We start from the raw sequence: 16,826 nt of genomic DNA on the forward strand, positions 1-16,826 counted from the left end.
TCAATTTGAATAGCTGCCAGCGCCATCTTCGGCGGTCAGCGAATAGGCGAACTCGGGCAGCGCAATAGTACCCGTAAACAGGCTATAAATCGGTGTGTGCTGCATGTTGATCAGCTTCACCGTCACAATTGGTGCGACATCGGGGCCGTTGGGGTCTCCCGAAAATCCGAGGCCGGACCAGTCGTACTCGATGCGTACGTTGCTGGCCTGAATTTCCGATTTTATCTCCTGCATTCGATCTACGATACTCGTGAATGCGGAGGAGTTAGCGGTCGTTGGAAAGCTGCAGCTTCCTTTGCAAGTGCAACCGCTGCTGGTGCATGCCAGCCCTGGAAAAGCCGATTGCGGTACAATTGTGCCCTGTTCAATTCCGCCGCTCGTCGCAAAACTGTAGCTCGCCAAGCCAGAAGGAACCATGTCCGTGGCCACGGCCCACCGAGCGCCGATCTGCACGGCTTTTTCAGCACGGTTTATCTGCCAAGCGTAATAGCCGACATCGAAAATTCCGAGCAGGAAAATGATCAGGATCGGAAGGACGAGGGCGAATTCCGCTGCGGATCCGCGTGTGTCCTTTAAGAACGCCGAGAATTGGTGAGTGAAACGCATCATATGCCGTTCACCACTGCTTGAGCCGATGCAAAGACCTGAGTGTTGCTGTCGATAAGGCCAAGGCTCTCGAAGAGCGAAGGATACCCTGCAGCGGCACTGACCGTAACAATTGGAGCGCCGCCGCTGTTACCCTTGAAAATGCCAGAGGTCGCGTAACCTGCGTTGCACGTGTAGCTGACGTTGATGAGGTTCGCGTCCCAGTTCGAAATGCGCGGTGTCCCACCAGTGAGCACACCAGTGCGTGTGACGTTCTTGATTTCGCTGATTGCAGTTGCGCTGGCAGCGCCGCCACAAGGAAAATCGGCGAAAGGCCGACGTCCGGCATAGCGAGCCCCTTCGCGAACGGCTTGGACCACCTTTTGTTCGGTGTAAAAATAGTGGCCTGCCTCGAAGACCACGAACATCATTGCCAGCAAGAGCGGCAGCATCAGCGCCATTTCGGACGCGGCAGCCCCTTCTTCACGATGGCAAAAGGCGCGGCAGTCCGTCATTCGATCAGGTAAGGAACATCCTTGCGGATTTCCTGCCCTTGCGTGCCGCCGCCCCCAACGGTCGTGGCGCCGATAACTTCAACGTAGACATCGCTGTTGTTCGTATAGCGCGTTCCATCGGGTGCTACGCGCCGAGCAACAGGTTCGACGAGGAAGACGTCGACGAACTTGCCGATATCCGCGTCTGTCGTGCTGGCCGAAACCGGCCCACCATTGTCTGCCGTCGAGCAATTGATTACGGCGATGCTTAGCACGCGCCGGTCTGGGGTTGTACCCGGAGCGATGCCCGGCCCTTCGCACAGAGGCGACCCCTGATGTTCGTAATCGATCGTTTTCGAACTCTTTCCCGGACCGGCAGTGGTGTGTTGAAAGGTCTTCCGAGCTAGCAACGTCGCGTTTTCGTACTCATAACGGAACTGCTGATAGCGGGTGGGGGTGGTTCGTCCCGCAAGCTCGGGATAGCCGTAGGACGACCAGGTCATCGGGATGCTGCCGAGCCCATTGGTGAAGTAGTAGGCAGCCCGATCCCAGTTGCCGTCCCCGATACGCGCGTTGCCGTTCCCCGTGCAATTTCCTGCCAGACTGGTCGCGTGGCATTTGTCGCGCGGATAGCCCATGGGCTGGGTGTTGCTGGGGTCTATATTGTTCACCGCGTCGACCGCGCGGTACGGTCGGGGACCAACTTCCCAGCCGCCGGGGCCAATGGAGCACGAGCCGCTGCTTCCACCTGGGGGAACCTCCCGAACCAGGTCGATGCGGCTGTTGGCCGATGGCGGGCACGCGCCGTTGTCCGAATCGCACACATTGTTGAGGCCGTTGGCGTAGATACCGAAGCGCACGTTTAGGGCATCGAGAACGCTAACTTGCTGACCCGGCTTGACATCTGCACCGTCGATGGAAACGCAATCGCCCGGCAGCGACGATCGGCCGAGGGTCCGTGCTGTGGCGATCGCACCATTCCCGGCTCCGGTTTCGAGATAGCCGAAAACGCCCGGGCCATAACTACCGGCGACTTCGTCGGCAACTTCGCTTGCGCCATTCTGGCCATTGACATTGGCAACGAGCCTGATGCCCTTGCCGACATAATTTGCGATAGTGAAATCCGGATCGCTGGTCTCGTTCGGATTGCACATCATGACCGGCGGCACCTTGCACAGGGCGGAACCCAGCCCGGCTACGGCCAGTGCGAGCCCGTCTGCACCGTCAGCACCAGCTGCCGCCACTAGCGAGTAGGTGACCTCGCGCCCATCGATCGTGACTTCGACAAAGTTGGCGTCTTTATCGGTGGTGGCGAGCGTGAAGCTGCCCGGGTCATTGTAGACCCGGAAGAACCTGATATTGGCGAAAGCACTGCATTGGTCGTTGGCTACGGCGATGGCCGTATCGACATCGATCGCATTGTTGCCGTCCGCAAGAATGGTCTGGTTCTGGACCAGGCCGATGGCTGCGTTTCCTGCGCGTGCGCAAGCTCCGGCTTTTCCGTCCAGCTGGGTGGCCGCCGCCAGGGCCGCCTGGTCGGCCGAATTCTGAAGTTCGGAATCCATCCCGGCCATGCGGGCATAGTCAAAGCCCAGGCCAGCCATGGCGACGAGCGGAATGATGGCTAGCGCATAGGTCGCGGCGACTGCGCCGCGTTCATCCTTACGGAACCTGTTTATGAGGTCTTTTGCGCTAACCATTGTTCCATGTCCGGTTTATTCCGGCGATTCAGTCGTGGAGACCTCGTCGGGCTCCTTGACGGCATCGTCGTAATAGCGATCGATAGCAGCGACTGCATTCTGGGCAGTCGTGGGCGGGATCGCGGTTTCGTAAACGGGGTTCGGGTCGATGACCTGGGCAGCCATCGTGCGGCGATTGGCCTCGCCCCAGCTGGTATCCGCCATGAAGTCATTACCGCTCCCCGTCGCGCAGCCTGCCGTGGCGATAACGCCTGCGGTCAGCAGCACGGTGCGAAGAGCCTTAGTATTCGTAGCCATCGGCTGCCTCCTGCGCGTTGGTTTCGGTGCCTTGCTGCGTGTTGGCCGGGGTATCACCGGCAATCGGCGGCAAATCATTCGTGCGATGCGAATTGCCGTTCAGCAAAACATCGGCTTGGATCGGGTCCCTGACGCGGTCCGTCGGAAGCTGGACCTGCTCGGGCCGGAGCGGCGCAACGAGACGCGGCGTCACGATGATCAGCAGCTCGGTCTCGCCTTTCTGGAAGCTGGTCGAACGGAACAGCGAACCGATAAGCGGGATCGAACCAAGCAAGGGCACCTGGTTGACCGTGGTCTGGAAATCGCGTTGCAGAAGCCCGGCAATCGCAAAGCTTTCGCCATCGCGCAGTTCGAGAACAGTGCTGGCTCGCCGGGTCTGGAGGCCCGGGATCCGAATGCCGTTGAGCGTGATCGACGCGCTTTGGTCGATCGAGCTGACTTCCGGCTCGACGATCAGGTTGATAACCTTGTTCGACAGGACGGTGGGCGTGAAGCCCAGTCCGACGCCGAACGACTTGAATTCGACGGTGATGCCAGCCTGACCGCCACCCACACCGCCGCTCTGAACGATGGGAACGGGGAATTCGCCACCTGCCAAAAAGGAGGCTCGCTGCCCGGAAAGCGCGACCAGCGTCGGCTCTGCGAGTGTCTTGGCAAGGCCTTTCTCTTCAAGAGCGTCGAGAGCGATGTCGACATCGAGCCCAAGGATATCCGTGAAGCTACGGGTGATGACGCCAAATGCATTCGTTACATCGGAAACTCCTAGGTCGCCGTTCCCGAAATTGCTTGAGCCAACCCCGGGGGTAAGTTCGGAGCCGGGTCCCGTTGCGCCCGAAACCCTGTCCCCATTAAAGAAAGTGCGAACACCCAGGTCCTTGCCGATGCTGCGAGAAACTTCGGCGAAACGGACTTCAAGCATGACCTGCTGGCTTCCGCCAAGCGTCATGAGATTGACGACTTTCTCTGCGCCGGCATAGGCCGAGGCCAGTTGGACCGCACGATCGGCGACGCCAGCGTCGCTGACGGTGCCCGAAAGAACGATCGAGTCGCCGGTCATGCGAGCATCGACGGTTTCACCGGGCATCAGGTCGGCCATCTGCTCACGCAGGCTCAAAACGTCGGGACCGACGGCGATGTCCATCACTGCGATGACGCGGTTCGAACGATCGTAGAGCGTCAGCGACGTCGTGCCGATCTCCTTGCCGAGCACGTAGACCGAACGATCGGATACCGGAAGAATGTCTGCGATCGAGTCGTTTCCGATCATCGCGCGGTCGATCGGAACGTCGGCCGTTACGACCTGGCTCTTGTTGACCGGGATTTCCACGGTGCCCGCATGCATGGATTCGCTGGCATAACCCGACTGGGCTGCTGCTGCGTGGGGAGCAATTGCCGCTCCCAACGCGGTTGCCAGGGCGAGAGCCGAAAGGGCTGTGTGCTTAATTGCCACGGAGCGTCTCCACGGAATAGGTTTCAGCATTGGTGCCGCGCACCACGCTCATGGTCGGACCGCGCGGGCGGGCCGGTGCACTTGCTTGCCTCGGCGCAGAACTAGCGCCCCGCGGAGGAGGAGAATAGGACGGAGCCGCCAGCATGGGAGCCGGAGCACCGGTGCCGCGATTGATGTATCGACCGCCGCCACCGAGATCGTTTGCAACGACCGTTTCTGTCGTGCCGACCTCCTGGTTTTCGACATTGCGCAGCGCCAGGCTGAGATTGCCGACTTCGCGGGCAAGCGTCAGTTTCTGGGCGCCGAACATGTCGACCTGCAGGGTGGCAGTGGTAGTAACCACAGGCTCGGTCGCATTTTCGTCTGCAACCTGATCCATGCCGAGCACCAGTACGTTCTCGAGGACGACCGTTGTCATCTTGTCTTGCTGTTGCTGGTTCTGGCCAGGGATCATGCGGGTCAACATCACGTCGACCACGTCGCCCGGGCGAACAAAGCCGCCGACGCCGGCAACTGCGTTTACCGGGATGGAGACGGCCCGCATGTCTTCGGGAAGGTTGGAGGCCAGGCTTGCACGGCCGTTGTCGCCACTGACCTTTGTGGCCAGGATCGGCTCACCGGGCACGATCGGGCGAAGTGCGACGCGCCCGCCCATCATGGCTTGTTCGAGAGAGGTGAAAGCGCCTTCCGGCACCGATTCCGCAGGCCAGTTGGCGAGCCGGACCGTGGTTTCGGTCAACGGCTGTCCGAAAGCCATGGGCTGGGTGGCAACCACGATGCGGGCGAGCTGCTGCTCTTCGGCAATCGCTTCCTGCCGCTCTTCCATTCCGGTAAAATAGGCATTCGCCAGGTACACGGCCATGAGACCGAGAAATACGGCGATACCGGCAATGAGCAGATTCCTGCCACGCATGATATTTACCCCCCCGAGTTGAAAAACGAGAAAAGGTCCCGCCGATAATGCCGGCGGGACCTTAATTTTTGCTTAGATCGAAGCGTTGTTCGCGTTCGCCGTAGCAACGTTGTTCTTCGCATTGTTGATCGCGGTGACGATTTCGCCGCGAAGTGCGAGGGTTGCCGTAGCGATCACGGCGCCGACGATGGCGAGGATCAGAGCGTATTCAGCTGCCGATGCACCGGCTTCTTCAGTGATGTAGTTCTTGAACATAGTATTACCCCAAGTCTTGAAGACATCCGCCAGGAGAGACGGTCTGTCATTTCATATACAGGACCTCCGGCATCTATTTCCGGATTGGTCCGCCCGAGGGGGGTAACGTGTTGGAACCGGCGCGACCTGTTATTGTTATGTAACCGGATGCACCGGCTCGTTTCACGCTGGCTCCCTCGGAGCTCAATTAAGTTCACTCAAACGCTGCTTACGGTCAACTTCGGTGCAACGCTTTTGCATTATGTCTACTTTTTAGTAACTTAATTCAAGCAAAAGTAAAGATGGTAGGTTAACAAAAGCTAAGAGTGGTGCATTTTTGCCCGAATCCCGTCTGCGCCGCACGATTATGATTCGGCTAGGAGTTTGAAATGATTCGGAACTTCCTGGGGGTGGTATCTCAGGAAGGGGCTCAAGCCCTGCGACCACTGTCAGCCGCGTTTCGAACGTATTCCGGAAAGCTCGCGCTTCGCAGCATTGCGATAACCCGCTGGATCGAGTCCCATCTATTTCATCTTGCTCTGAGCTGGGTCATCGTGACGGCGCTGCTCTCCAGTGCAAAACTGGCCAAGGTTGCCTGGATCGGAGCGAGCATCGACTGGCTTGCCCTTGCCGCAATTCCTTATCTGGCGATTATCGCTGCGCCGCTACTTGGCTTTCGAATCGCGCGCGACGCATTTCAATCGGTAGAAGGCAACCCGCGACTGAGGCTGGCGTTGTTCGGACGATGGCGGCGCGTGCGCAAACGCGAGGCGAAGAGTCACCCTCTTTACGGAACCACCGGCTTCCTGACCTCGCTGATCGTCGGCCTGTTGTTCGGCGTCGTCCTGCGCACCGGGGAGTTTTTCATGATCCAGCCCGCGCTCTACGCGCACGCGCCCGCGTGGAGTCATATCCTCTACCTCGCCATGGCTGCCGAGCTGGCGATGATGAACTTCTTCTATATGGTTTGCTTCGTCCTCGCGTTGCGCCGCGTTCCACTCTTTCCCAAGATGCTGGCCTACGCCTGGCTCCTCGATATCCTGTCCCAGATTGCGATCGCATGGTCGCTGGCGGGGGTGGGGTTGCCGCAGGAAGTGGCCACCCCACTGTCGACCTTGCTTGTCGCAAACATCAACACAGTCATGGTGAGCATCGCCATCTGGATGCCTTATCTTCTCCTCTCCGAGCGTGTGAACGTTACCTTCCGGCAACGAGTGTCCGTCACCGCAGGCAGATGATTTAATTCTTCGTTTCTCGTCCCAAATCCGGACAGTGACAATGTATCTGCGAAAAACAGAAACTTACGGCTGATTTTCGGCCTCACTCGCTCTGGAAAGAGCGATTTTCCCCGCCGGCCAAGTAGTTAACAACATTGAAAGATTGGCTCGGAACTGTTTCACATAATGCAACGACACATCTCACTGGCAATTCGATTCGCCGTTTTGAGATGAAAAGTCGGGCCGCGAAAATTGCTGGATGGGCTTGTGCCCGTATCTTGCTCGAAACGATCTTGGGGGGTGGTCTCCCGGTCTTTTCCGGCTCGCATCATGTTCGGCAATTCTCGCGTTACGGAGGAGATTTCGCTCCTCCTTCCGGCTGAGAAGAGGACCGAGATGATGGACAGTTTCGAGCAGAATGGCGAATTCGCCGACGCACAGGACAGCCAGGACATGGACACCGGCAACAGCCAGTCCTCCGCAGCGGCCACTCGTGCCAATGCGGACATCATTCTCGTTCCCAATGAAGATGGCGTGGTTATCCTGCCCGACGGTGCGTCGCTAGAGAACCTGACATCGGCAGGCCGCGATCTCGTCATCGTTCTCGACGACGGTACGCGCATCCTTATTCCCGAAGGCGCAATCATCGTGCCGCAGATCGTCGTCGACGGTGTTACGGTACCTGCCGCCAACCTTGCAGCACTTCTGACCGGTAACGAACCGCAGCCCGCGGCTGGCGACCCGCAAAGTTCGGGCGGCAATTTCGAAGTCGACCCCGGCAACATCCAGGCCGCTTACGACATCGGCGACCTGCTTCCTTATACGCAGCTCCAGTTCCCCGAACCCGAAGAGCGCGAGATCATTCCGTACTTGGTCGACCAGGATCCGGAAATCGTGGTCGAAACGCCTGACAATCCGGCAGGTGTCATCAACGCGATTGCGACTGTCGACGAATCGGGCCTGCCGGCCCGCACCATCGACGGGACCGACGAGAGCGAAGGTACGCAGGACGAAACCAACCTCGAAACATCGACCGGTACGATCGTATTCAATTCGCCCGATGGCGTTGCATCGGTTGCGATCAATGGCGTGGCGATCACCGAGGTCGGCCAGACCTTCGTCGGCGACAAGGGCATCCTTACGATCACGAGCATCGATATCGAGGGTGGCGAGATCGGGTTCTCTTTCACTCTGACGGACAACCTTGTCGGCGAAACCGTCGATGGCTCGTTCTCGATGACGGTCACCGACACCGACGGCGATAGCGCGACCGCAACGTTGCAGATCAACGTGGTGGACGACGCACCGATTGCGCGCGACGACAGCAACGATGTCCCGGGCGGATCTCACGATACGATCTTCGGAAACGTCACCGACAATGACGAATCCGGTGCGGACAGCTATCCTGACACCGGCGCAGTGACGGGGTTTGCCAACTCCGGTGGTTCGGCTGAGCCGGGCAACACCCTGGTCGGCACCTATGGTGAACTCACCCTCAATGCCGACGGAAGCTATTCCTATGATCGCTTCGTCAACACGCCCGGCGGCGTCAGCGAGGAATTCACCTATACGATTACGGATACGGACGGCAGCACCAGCACTGCTACGCTGACAATCAATATCGGTGATGCGCCGAACGTGATCACCAATGTCCCTGATGGCGAAGATGCGACAGTGGTCGAAGAAGGCCAGCTCCCTCCGACGACCGACACCCGTGACGACGAACCCGAAGGTTCGAATTTCGACGGCGACGACGAAACCGCGACCGGTACGATCACTTTCACATCGCCCGATGGCGTCGACACGGTTACTATCGGTGGGACCGTCATCGATCCGAACAACCTGCCGCAGGTCGTCGTTTCAGACGATACCGGCACGCTCACGGTCACGGGCTACACTTACGATCCGGAAACCGGCGTCGGCACGATCACCTATGATTACGAACTGACCGACAACACTGGCGATACCGACGGCACGACCGTTACCTTTCCGATCGTCATCACCGATCTTGATGGCGACCAGGCCGAAGACGATCTGGATATCACGATCGTCGATGACGTGCCGGAGGCGGTCGACGACACCGCCTCGCAGGCTGGCGAAAACGCTTCGATTTCGATCGATGTCCTGGCCAACGATACGGTTGGCGCAGATGGCGTCGACCTTGCGACGGGCGTAGAAGCCGTAGACGGTTCGCTCAGCGGTACAGGCAGCCTAGCCTACAATGACGACGGAAGTTTCACTTACACCCCGGGTGCGGGTGAGACCGGAACTGTCACGTTCCAGTACACAATTACCGATGGCGACGGTGACGTCTCTACCGCGACCGTAACTCTTACCCTCTCGCCCGATTCTACTCCTGAAATCTCGGTCGAGGGCGACAACGACGTCGATGAAGCGGCCTTGGGCGCTCGCGATGGCGAACCGGCCGGTTCGAACTCGGCAAGCGACGGTGAAATCGCAACCGGTGTCATCTCGATCACGACCGGCGGCGATACCGTTGCGTCGCTCGTCATCAACGGCGTCAATGTGACCGGCGGCGGCCAGGTTGCGACCGACAGCGGCGTTCTTACGATCACCGAAAGCAATGGCGCTTACAGCTACAGTTTCGAACTTCTCGACAACACGCTTTCCGATCCGGACAGCGAGACCTTCTCGCTCACTGTTACCGACAGCGACGGCGATACGGCTTCGACCACTCTGGTCATCGCGATCATCGACGACGCGCCGAGTGCCGAGGATGACAGCAATGCGATTGCTGCGGGCGAATATGGCCCGGTTGGCGGCAACGTACTTGCCAACGACACAGTCGGTGCAGACGATGCAAGCGTCACGTCCTTCACGGGATCGGGCGGTTCGGGTGCTGCAGGAGAGACGGTACAGGGCGCTTACGGCACACTGACCATCGGCGCCGACGGCACTTACAGCTATACCCGCGATCCGGGCACGCCTGGCGATGTCGAGGACAGCTTCGACTACGTAATCACGGACGGCGATGGCGACACAGCAACGGCTACGTTGGTGATTTCGATCGCGGACAGCCCGGTAACGCTGGACCTTCCGGTTGCCGGCGAAGCCGGTACCGAAGTCGACGAAGCGGGCCTACCGGCGGGTTCCGCTGCGGCGACCGACGGCGAGTTCACGAGCGGCACGTTCACCTACACCGCGCCAGATGGCCCGGCGGTGATCACCATCGGCGGCACGGCAGTGACCGCTGTCGGCCAGACCTTCACGGGTAGCTTCGGCACGCTTACGGTGACCTCGATCGCCGATGGCGCGATCGGTTACACTTACGAACTGACTACGAACACTGATGGCGACGACACGTTCGACAGCTTCGAAGTGACGGTCACCGACCAGGATGGCGACACGGTCGCTGGCGATCTCGACATCGATATCATCGACGACGTGCCTACGGCGCGCCCGGATTCCGACAGCGTGACCGAAGATGGTCCGCTCAGCGCGAGCGGCAATGTCATCAGCGATGCGGAAGCCAATGGGGATGACGGCGAAGACACCCAGGGTGCCGATGGCGCCGAAGTGTCGGCTTTCTCGTTTGGTACCGACCCCGGCACTCTCGGCGAACCACTTGCCGGTATGTACGGCACGCTGACGCTCGATGCGGATGGCGAATACATCTACGAGCTCGATAACACGAACCCGCTGGTTCAGGGCCTCGACTCCAACGACATCCTCACGGAAGTCTTCAAATACACGCTCACCGACGGCGATGGTGACGCCCGCTCGACCACGCTGACGATCACGATCAATGGCGCGGACGACATCGTGACCATCAACGGCCTCGATCTCCAGACGCCCGAAGAGGTGGTCGATGAAGACGACCTGCCGGAAGGTTCTTCGCCCGATGCCAATGCGCTCGTGCAGGATGGCAGCTTCACGGTCGACAGCCCCGACGGGCTGAGCGTCCTGACGGTCGGCGGCACCGCGGTCTGGGGCAATGGCGAGACCTATCCGGTCTCGATCACCGGCGACTTCGGCACGGCCCGGATCACCGATGTGACGGTAACCACCGACGCCAATGGCGATGTGGTCTCGGCGACCGTGTCCTACGAATACGAGCTGAGCGACAACACTCTTGAGCATGACGCTGCCGGCGAAGACGACGTCACCGACAGTTTCGAAGTGGTGGCTACCGATACCGATGGTTCGCAGGACAGTGCATCCCTCGATATCCAGGTCATCGACGATGTTCCCACTGCCGAAGACGACACGAACAGCGTCGTCGAAGGTCTCGGCAACTTCACGACCGGCAACGTCTATGACGGCGCAGGCTTGGGCGACAATCCGGACGAGCTTGGCGCGGATACCGATGGTACTGCGGGTGTCGAGGTTACCGGTGTGCGCACCGGCGAAGAGGGCGATGCAGGCGCGCTGACGACAGTCGGCACGCAGGTCACGATCTCGGGCACCTATGGCGACCTCACGATCGAAGACGACGGCAGCTATACCTATACGCTGACGACCGCCTTGATCCCGCCCAGTGTCACGAGCGAGACCTTCACCTACCAGATCACCGATGCCGACGGCGATACGGACCTGGCAGAGCTGGTCATCACGCTGAACCAGGATCCCAACGCTCCCGACATCACCGGAGATGCGCTGACGGTCTATGAAGACGGCCTTGCGGACGGCGTCCAGTATGGCGCCGACAGCGAGACGGCTGCAGGCAGCTTCGATGTCTCCACCAATGGCGAAGACGTCACCTTCACGCTGACTGCGGACAACGGCAACACGCTGACCGATCCGGCCATCGGCGACACGCTGACGACGACCAAAGGTGTGATCGAGATCACCTCGATCACCGATGACGGCAATGGCACCTTTACCTACGGCTACGAGTACACGCTCTCGGCGCCGCTGACCCATACGGGCCAGGGCGAAGGTACACCGATCCTCGACACAGTCACCATGAGCGTCACCGACGCCACCGGAGACAGCGACGCGACCCCGGGCTCCATCGTGATCTCCATCGTTGACGATGTTCCGGTCGCCGAAGACAACACCAACACCGTTTCGGAAGGCGCAAGCACCGCCGGAAACATCCTGACCGACGATGACGGTTTCGGGGTCGACGTGGCCGGAGCAGATGGCCTTGCAGGTATCCTCGGCGTCACCAGCGACGACAGTGGCGACAGCGATGCGACGGGACCCTTCACGGTCACTTCTTCGCTCGGCACGCTGACGGTGCAGGCCAACGGGGACTACACGTACGACAGCTTCGCCAACTCGACGAACGCCAACACGACCGACACCTTCACTTATCAGATCATCGATGCCGACGGGGATATCTCCGAAGCTCAGCTGGTCATCACGATCAACAACGTTGCGGGTAATGTCTCCGACAACGATGCGCTGGTTTTCGAAGCTGGCCTCGACGGCATTGGCAGCGATGCGGGTTCGGACAGCGAAATCGATGCGAACGGTCAGATCACCGTTACTGGTGCGAGCGGAACGCTCACCTATTCGCTGACCTCCAGCGCGACCGGAAGTTACGGCACGCTGACTCTTGATCCGGTGACGGGCGAATATACCTATACGCTCACCACGCCGGTAGACGGCGACACGCTGTCGCCTGACCAGGGCGGCGACAATGACGATAATACCATCAACGCAACCGTTGTTACTGGTTTCGAGACCTTCACCTACCAGGTGGTCGACCAGGACAACAACGTCATCGGCACTGGCGAAATCCAGGTCAGCATCGTCGATGATGTCCCGACTGCTACAGATCAGACGCTGATCACGGTTGCCGAAGATGCGGCCGACATTGGTGGCAATGTCATGACCGACGGCGTGGCCGACACCGAAGGAGCGGACGGCGCAACCGTCACCTCGATCACGGTCGGCGCCGATACCGTCGCGGTTCCGCAGGACGGCAGCGACGCGACGCTGAGCAATGCGAATGGCACTTACACTATCGACATGGACGGCAACTGGACGTTCAATCCGACTGACAGTCTGGACCAGACCGGCGGACCGATCGTTGCCGACTTCACCTATACGCTGACTGACGGCGACGGCGATCTGGATACGGCTACCCAGCCGATCCGCATCGAAGATGGTCAGGCTCCGGGCAATCCTGACGGCCTGGACCTAGCGCTGGACGATCAGAATCTTGCCGACGGCAGCACTCCGGGTGGAGACGATTTCGACCAGGGCACGATCAACTTCGTTCCCGGTTCGGATCCCTTCGCGACGATCGTCTTCGGCGATGTCTTGGACCTCGGTGGCGACCTCGATTGGGTGCGGACCGGCGATTTTGAAATCGTAGGTTCGGACGGCAATGGCCCGGTCGTTACCCTGACCCTCGTGGTGAACGGTAATGACGCTACGGTTACGGCAACCCTGAACGACAATTACCTTGGCCACGATCTTGCAGGCGACGATCTCGACGATCTCGGCTTCGTGAACGTGGTTGCCACGGACACGGACGGTGACAAGGCGTTCGGCAGGGTCGATGTCAGCGTTTCGGACGATGTTCCCACTGCAGAAGACGACACGAACAGCGTCGTCGAAGGTCTTGGCAACTTCACGACCGGCAACGTCTATGATGGCGCAGGTGTGGGCGACAATCCGGACGAGCTTGGCGCGGATACCGATGGCACTGCGGGTGTCGAAGTTACCGGCGTGCGCACTGGCGAAGAAGGCGATGCAGGCGCGCTGACGGTTGTCGGCGGTGCGGTGACTGTCTCGGGCACCTATGGCGACCTGACGATCAATCCGGACGGCAGCTACACCTATACGCTGACGACCGCGTCGATCCCGCCCAGTGTCACGAGCGAGACCTTCACCTACCAGATCACCGATGCCGACGGCGATACGGACCTGGCAGAGCTGGTCATCACGCTGAACCAGGATCCCAACGCTCCCGACATCACCGGAGATGCGCTGACGGTCTATGAAGACGGCCTTGCGGACGGCGTCCAGTATGGCGCCGACAGCGAGACGGCTGCAGGCAGCTTCGATGTCTCCACCAATGGCGAAGACGTCACCTTCACGCTGACTGCGGACAACGGCAACACGCTGACCGATCCGGCCATCGGCGAGACGCTGACGACGACCAAGGGCGTGATCGAGATCACGAACATCGTCGACAATGGCGGAGGCAACTTCACCTACGAATACACCTACACGCTCTCGGCGCCGCTGACCCATACGGGCCAGGGCGAAGGAGCACCGATCCTCGACACAGTCACCATGAGCGTCACCGACGCGACCGGCGACAGCGACGCGACCCCGGGCTCCATCGTCATCTCCATCGTCGATGACGTGCCTGTTGCAGAAGACGACACGAACAGCGTCGTCGAAGGTCTCGGCAACTTCACGACCGGCAACGTCTATGACGGCGCAGGCGTGGGCGACAATCCGGACGAGCTTGGCGCGGATACCGATGGCACTGCGGGTGTCGAGGTAACCGGTGTGCGCACCGGCGAAGAGGGCGATGCAGGCGCGCTGACGGCAGTCGGCGGTGCAGTGACGGTCTCGAGCGCCTATGGCGACCTGACGATCAATCCGGACGGCAGCTATACCTATACGCTGACGACCGCCTCGATCCCCTCGGGCGTCACGAGCGATACGTTCACCTACCAGATCACCGACGCTGACGGCGATACGGACCTGGCGGAGCTGGTCATCACGCTGAACCAAGATCCCAACGCTCCCGACATCACCGGCGATGCGCTGACGGTCTTTGAAGACGGTCTTGCTGCCGGCAGCCAGTATGGCGCCGACAGCGAGACGGCTGCAGGCAGCTTCGATGTCGTGACCAATGGCGAAGACGTCACCTTCACGCTGACTGCGGACAACGGCAACACGCTGACCGATCCGGCCATCGGCGACACGCTGACGACGACCAAAGGTGTGATCGAGATCACCTCGATCACCGATGACGGCAATGGCACCTTTACCTACGGCTACGAGTACACGCTCTCGGCGCCGCTGACCCATACGGGCCAGGGCGAAGGTACACCGATCCTCGACACAGTCACCATGAGCGTCACCGACGCCACCGGCGATAGCGACGCAACCCCGGGTTCCATCGTCATCTCCATCGTTGATGACGTGCCAGTGGCGATCGATCCTGTCGACATCCTCACCGGCTTCACCAACTCGCCGCAATCCGCGACGCGCGACCTCGATCTCGACGGCGAAGTGGTCAACAATATCGGTGCGGACCAGCCGGGCGACATCGTCTTCAACCACAGCAATGGCGACGACTCCGGTGTCGATTACCAGGGTACGGACGTGCTGATCTACGTGTCGTCCGACGGGACCACGATCGAAGGTCGCGCCGGCGCAGCAGCTGACGGAACGGGCGGGACGCTGGTGTTCACGGTCGATCTCAATCAGGGCGATGCGAACTATACGTTCACTTTGCTCGAACCTGTTGACAACGGCTCCGGCACCAAGTTCAGCGATCTTTCCGGTGGGCAGGCAGGCAACCCGCCGTTCAAGATCATCGACAGTGCCGAGACCGGCAGCATCGAACTGCTGTTCACTCCGATCAACGCAGGATCGGTCAACAGCGACACCGATGACGTCGGCGTGGATGGCCAGTTCATCAATATCCAGAATCCGGATGCGGGTCTCAACATTCACTTCGGCCAGTTTACCCCCGTGGATCTGAGCGGGGGCCCGGCCCCCGAAGCTTACACGATGGATTCACTGTCGAATGTGAATGGTTTCCGCTTCACGCTGGACCAGATTTCGAACGGCACGACAGCCGACATCAGGCTCACGGCCTATGATGCGGATACCGACGGAGGGGCCAACCAGACCGAGCCCACCTATGACGGCGGGGACTCGATCGACGAGATCACCCGGGTCGATGTTTACGACGCTTCGGGCAACCTCGTCGGTTCGTTCGACCGGGCAGACGGCGACGTAACCAACTTCAACGGGACCGGCCTCGATATCGTGTGGGAAACCAACACGGCGCTCGTTCAGGATGTGAATGCACAATTCAGCATCGTGGCGTTTACCGATGACGGCTATAACAACATCCTGATCACCAACGCCGGTTCGGGCACGGACGGGAAGTTCTCGCTGTCCGACCTGCGGATCACGGAAACCGAGGAAGGCAATCAGGTTTCGACTTCCTTCGACCTGAAAGTCATCGACGAAGACCTGGACGAGGTGGTCATTTCCGATGCCATCCAGGTAAACATCGATCCGGTTGGCTCCGCTTCTGCCACCACGACGACCAGCAGCGCTCGCACCATGGAAACGACCATGATCGCAGCGGCCGCATCCGCCTTCATGATGGGTGATACCGGTGGAACCGACGCGTTCTCGCCCGACAGCCCGGGGGATGGCTCGACCACGACCTATTCCTTCATGGAAATGGACGGGTCGCTCAAGCTGTCCGGTGTTGAAAGCGGCTTCACGCAGGAATTCGTCCAGGAAGCGGATTTCGACCTCGCCTCCGCACAGATGGCACCCTACGAAGCCAATATTCTCGAAGGCGGCTTCGCAATCGGCGACAGCACGCCGGCATTCGGCTTCGACGCTCCGGAGATGGGCATCGACTATGCTGCCTTCGACGCTCCGGAAGTTGGTGCTTTTGCCTCGAACGATGCTTTCGACGGTCTGGATATGGCTGCTGGCGGTGCCGCAGCTTCGATGGAGGCGCTGCTTCTCATGGAAGCGCCGCTACCGGAAGGCGCTATTGCCGAACTCGACGCCAAGGCCGCCATCGGTGAGGCGATTTCCGACCTTACCGCCGAAGCGGGCGTCGATGCTCTCGTCTCGCATTTTGCAGGCGGTAACGGTGCTGCAAACGACGGATGGCATTCGATCGCACCGACCGAAAGCCTGCTCGACACGATGGTCCAACCGGGCCTCGCTCAATCGCTGGCAAACGGCCTGACCGTCGACCAGCTTGACGATGCCGCCCTGGCAGGGACGGCAGCATGATAA

General features: G+C 60.1%; 9 protein-coding genes. 2 read left to right on the forward strand and 7 right to left on the reverse strand.

The features are described from left to right. The 7 genes from CVE41_RS08770 to CVE41_RS08800 form a co-directional block, all read right to left on the reverse strand. Nucleotides 1-609 (reverse strand): TadE/TadG family type IV pilus assembly protein, encoded by a 609-nt coding sequence (locus CVE41_RS08770; RefSeq protein WP_232725622.1) that lies wholly within the window; start codon nucleotides 607-609, stop codon nucleotides 1-3. Continuing rightward, nucleotides 606-1,100: a TadE/TadG family type IV pilus assembly protein gene (locus CVE41_RS08775; protein WP_100260300.1), complete on the reverse strand. Its 495-nt coding sequence runs from the start codon at nucleotides 1,098-1,100 to the stop codon at nucleotides 606-608. The genes CVE41_RS08770 and CVE41_RS08775 overlap by 4 nt, the downstream gene beginning before the upstream one ends. Further along, a complete protein-coding gene (locus CVE41_RS08780; RefSeq protein ID WP_100260301.1) occupies nucleotides 1,097-2,779 on the reverse strand; it encodes a TadE/TadG family type IV pilus assembly protein in 1,683 nt (560 codons plus the stop codon). Before CVE41_RS08780 ends, CVE41_RS08775 begins: the two co-directional genes overlap by 4 nt. A 15-nt stretch (nucleotides 2,780-2,794) precedes the next feature. After that, entirely contained in the window at nucleotides 2,795-3,076 is a 282-nt protein-coding gene (locus CVE41_RS08785; RefSeq protein ID WP_157799457.1) for a hypothetical protein, read from the reverse strand. Further along, the gene (locus CVE41_RS08790; RefSeq protein WP_232725623.1) at nucleotides 3,060-4,526 is read right to left on the reverse strand and encodes a type II and III secretion system protein family protein; all 1,467 of its coding nucleotides are present in this window, start codon (nucleotides 4,524-4,526) and stop codon (nucleotides 3,060-3,062) included. Before CVE41_RS08790 ends, CVE41_RS08785 begins: the two co-directional genes overlap by 17 nt. Continuing rightward, nucleotides 4,516-5,439 carry a Flp pilus assembly protein CpaB gene (gene cpaB, locus CVE41_RS08795; protein ID WP_100260304.1) on the reverse strand — a complete coding sequence of 308 codons (924 nt, stop codon included), beginning with the start codon at nucleotides 5,437-5,439 and terminating at the stop codon, nucleotides 4,516-4,518. Before cpaB ends, CVE41_RS08790 begins: the two co-directional genes overlap by 11 nt. Nucleotides 5,440-5,511: 72 nt before the next feature. Then, the gene (locus CVE41_RS08800) at nucleotides 5,512-5,694 is read right to left on the reverse strand and encodes a Flp family type IVb pilin (RefSeq protein WP_100260305.1); all 183 of its coding nucleotides are present in this window, start codon (nucleotides 5,692-5,694) and stop codon (nucleotides 5,512-5,514) included. Between the two features lie 368 nt (nucleotides 5,695-6,062). On the opposite strand from CVE41_RS08800, the gene CVE41_RS08805 reads away from it, so the two are divergent. Beyond that, nucleotides 6,063-6,911 carry a DUF2569 family protein gene (locus CVE41_RS08805; RefSeq protein ID WP_100260306.1) on the forward strand — a complete coding sequence of 283 codons (849 nt, stop codon included), beginning with the start codon at nucleotides 6,063-6,065 and terminating at the stop codon, nucleotides 6,909-6,911. Between the two features lie 375 nt (nucleotides 6,912-7,286). After that, the gene (locus tag CVE41_RS08810) at nucleotides 7,287-16,823 is read left to right on the forward strand and encodes an Ig-like domain-containing protein (RefSeq protein WP_232725624.1); all 9,537 of its coding nucleotides are present in this window, start codon (nucleotides 7,287-7,289) and stop codon (nucleotides 16,821-16,823) included. Nucleotides 16,824-16,826 lie beyond the last annotated feature (3 nt).

Origin of the sequence: Qipengyuania seohaensis, from assembly GCF_002795865.1 — a bacterium.
GTDB classification, from domain to species: domain Bacteria; phylum Pseudomonadota; class Alphaproteobacteria; order Sphingomonadales; family Sphingomonadaceae; genus Qipengyuania; species Qipengyuania seohaensis.

Bases quoted from the DNA above. Each gene is read 5' to 3' on its own strand.
- cpaB (WP_100260304.1), bottom strand. From the start codon at position 5,439: ATGCGTGGCAGGAATCTGCTCATTGCCGGTATCGCCGTATTTCTCGGT.
- CVE41_RS08775 (WP_100260300.1), bottom strand. From the start codon at position 1,100: ATGACGGACTGCCGCGCCTTTTGCCATCGTGAAGAAGGGGCTGCCGCG.
- CVE41_RS08785 (WP_157799457.1), bottom strand. From the start codon at position 3,076: ATGGCTACGAATACTAAGGCTCTTCGCACCGTGCTGCTGACCGCAGGC.
- CVE41_RS08770 (WP_232725622.1), bottom strand. From the start codon at position 609: ATGATGCGTTTCACTCACCAATTCTCGGCGTTCTTAAAGGACACACGC.
- CVE41_RS08800 (WP_100260305.1), bottom strand. From the start codon at position 5,694: ATGTTCAAGAACTACATCACTGAAGAAGCCGGTGCATCGGCAGCTGAA.
- CVE41_RS08805 (WP_100260306.1), top strand. From the start codon at position 6,063: ATGATTCGGAACTTCCTGGGGGTGGTATCTCAGGAAGGGGCTCAAGCC.
- CVE41_RS08810 (WP_232725624.1), top strand. From the start codon at position 7,287: ATGATGGACAGTTTCGAGCAGAATGGCGAATTCGCCGACGCACAGGAC.
- CVE41_RS08780 (WP_100260301.1), bottom strand. From the start codon at position 2,779: ATGGTTAGCGCAAAAGACCTCATAAACAGGTTCCGTAAGGATGAACGC.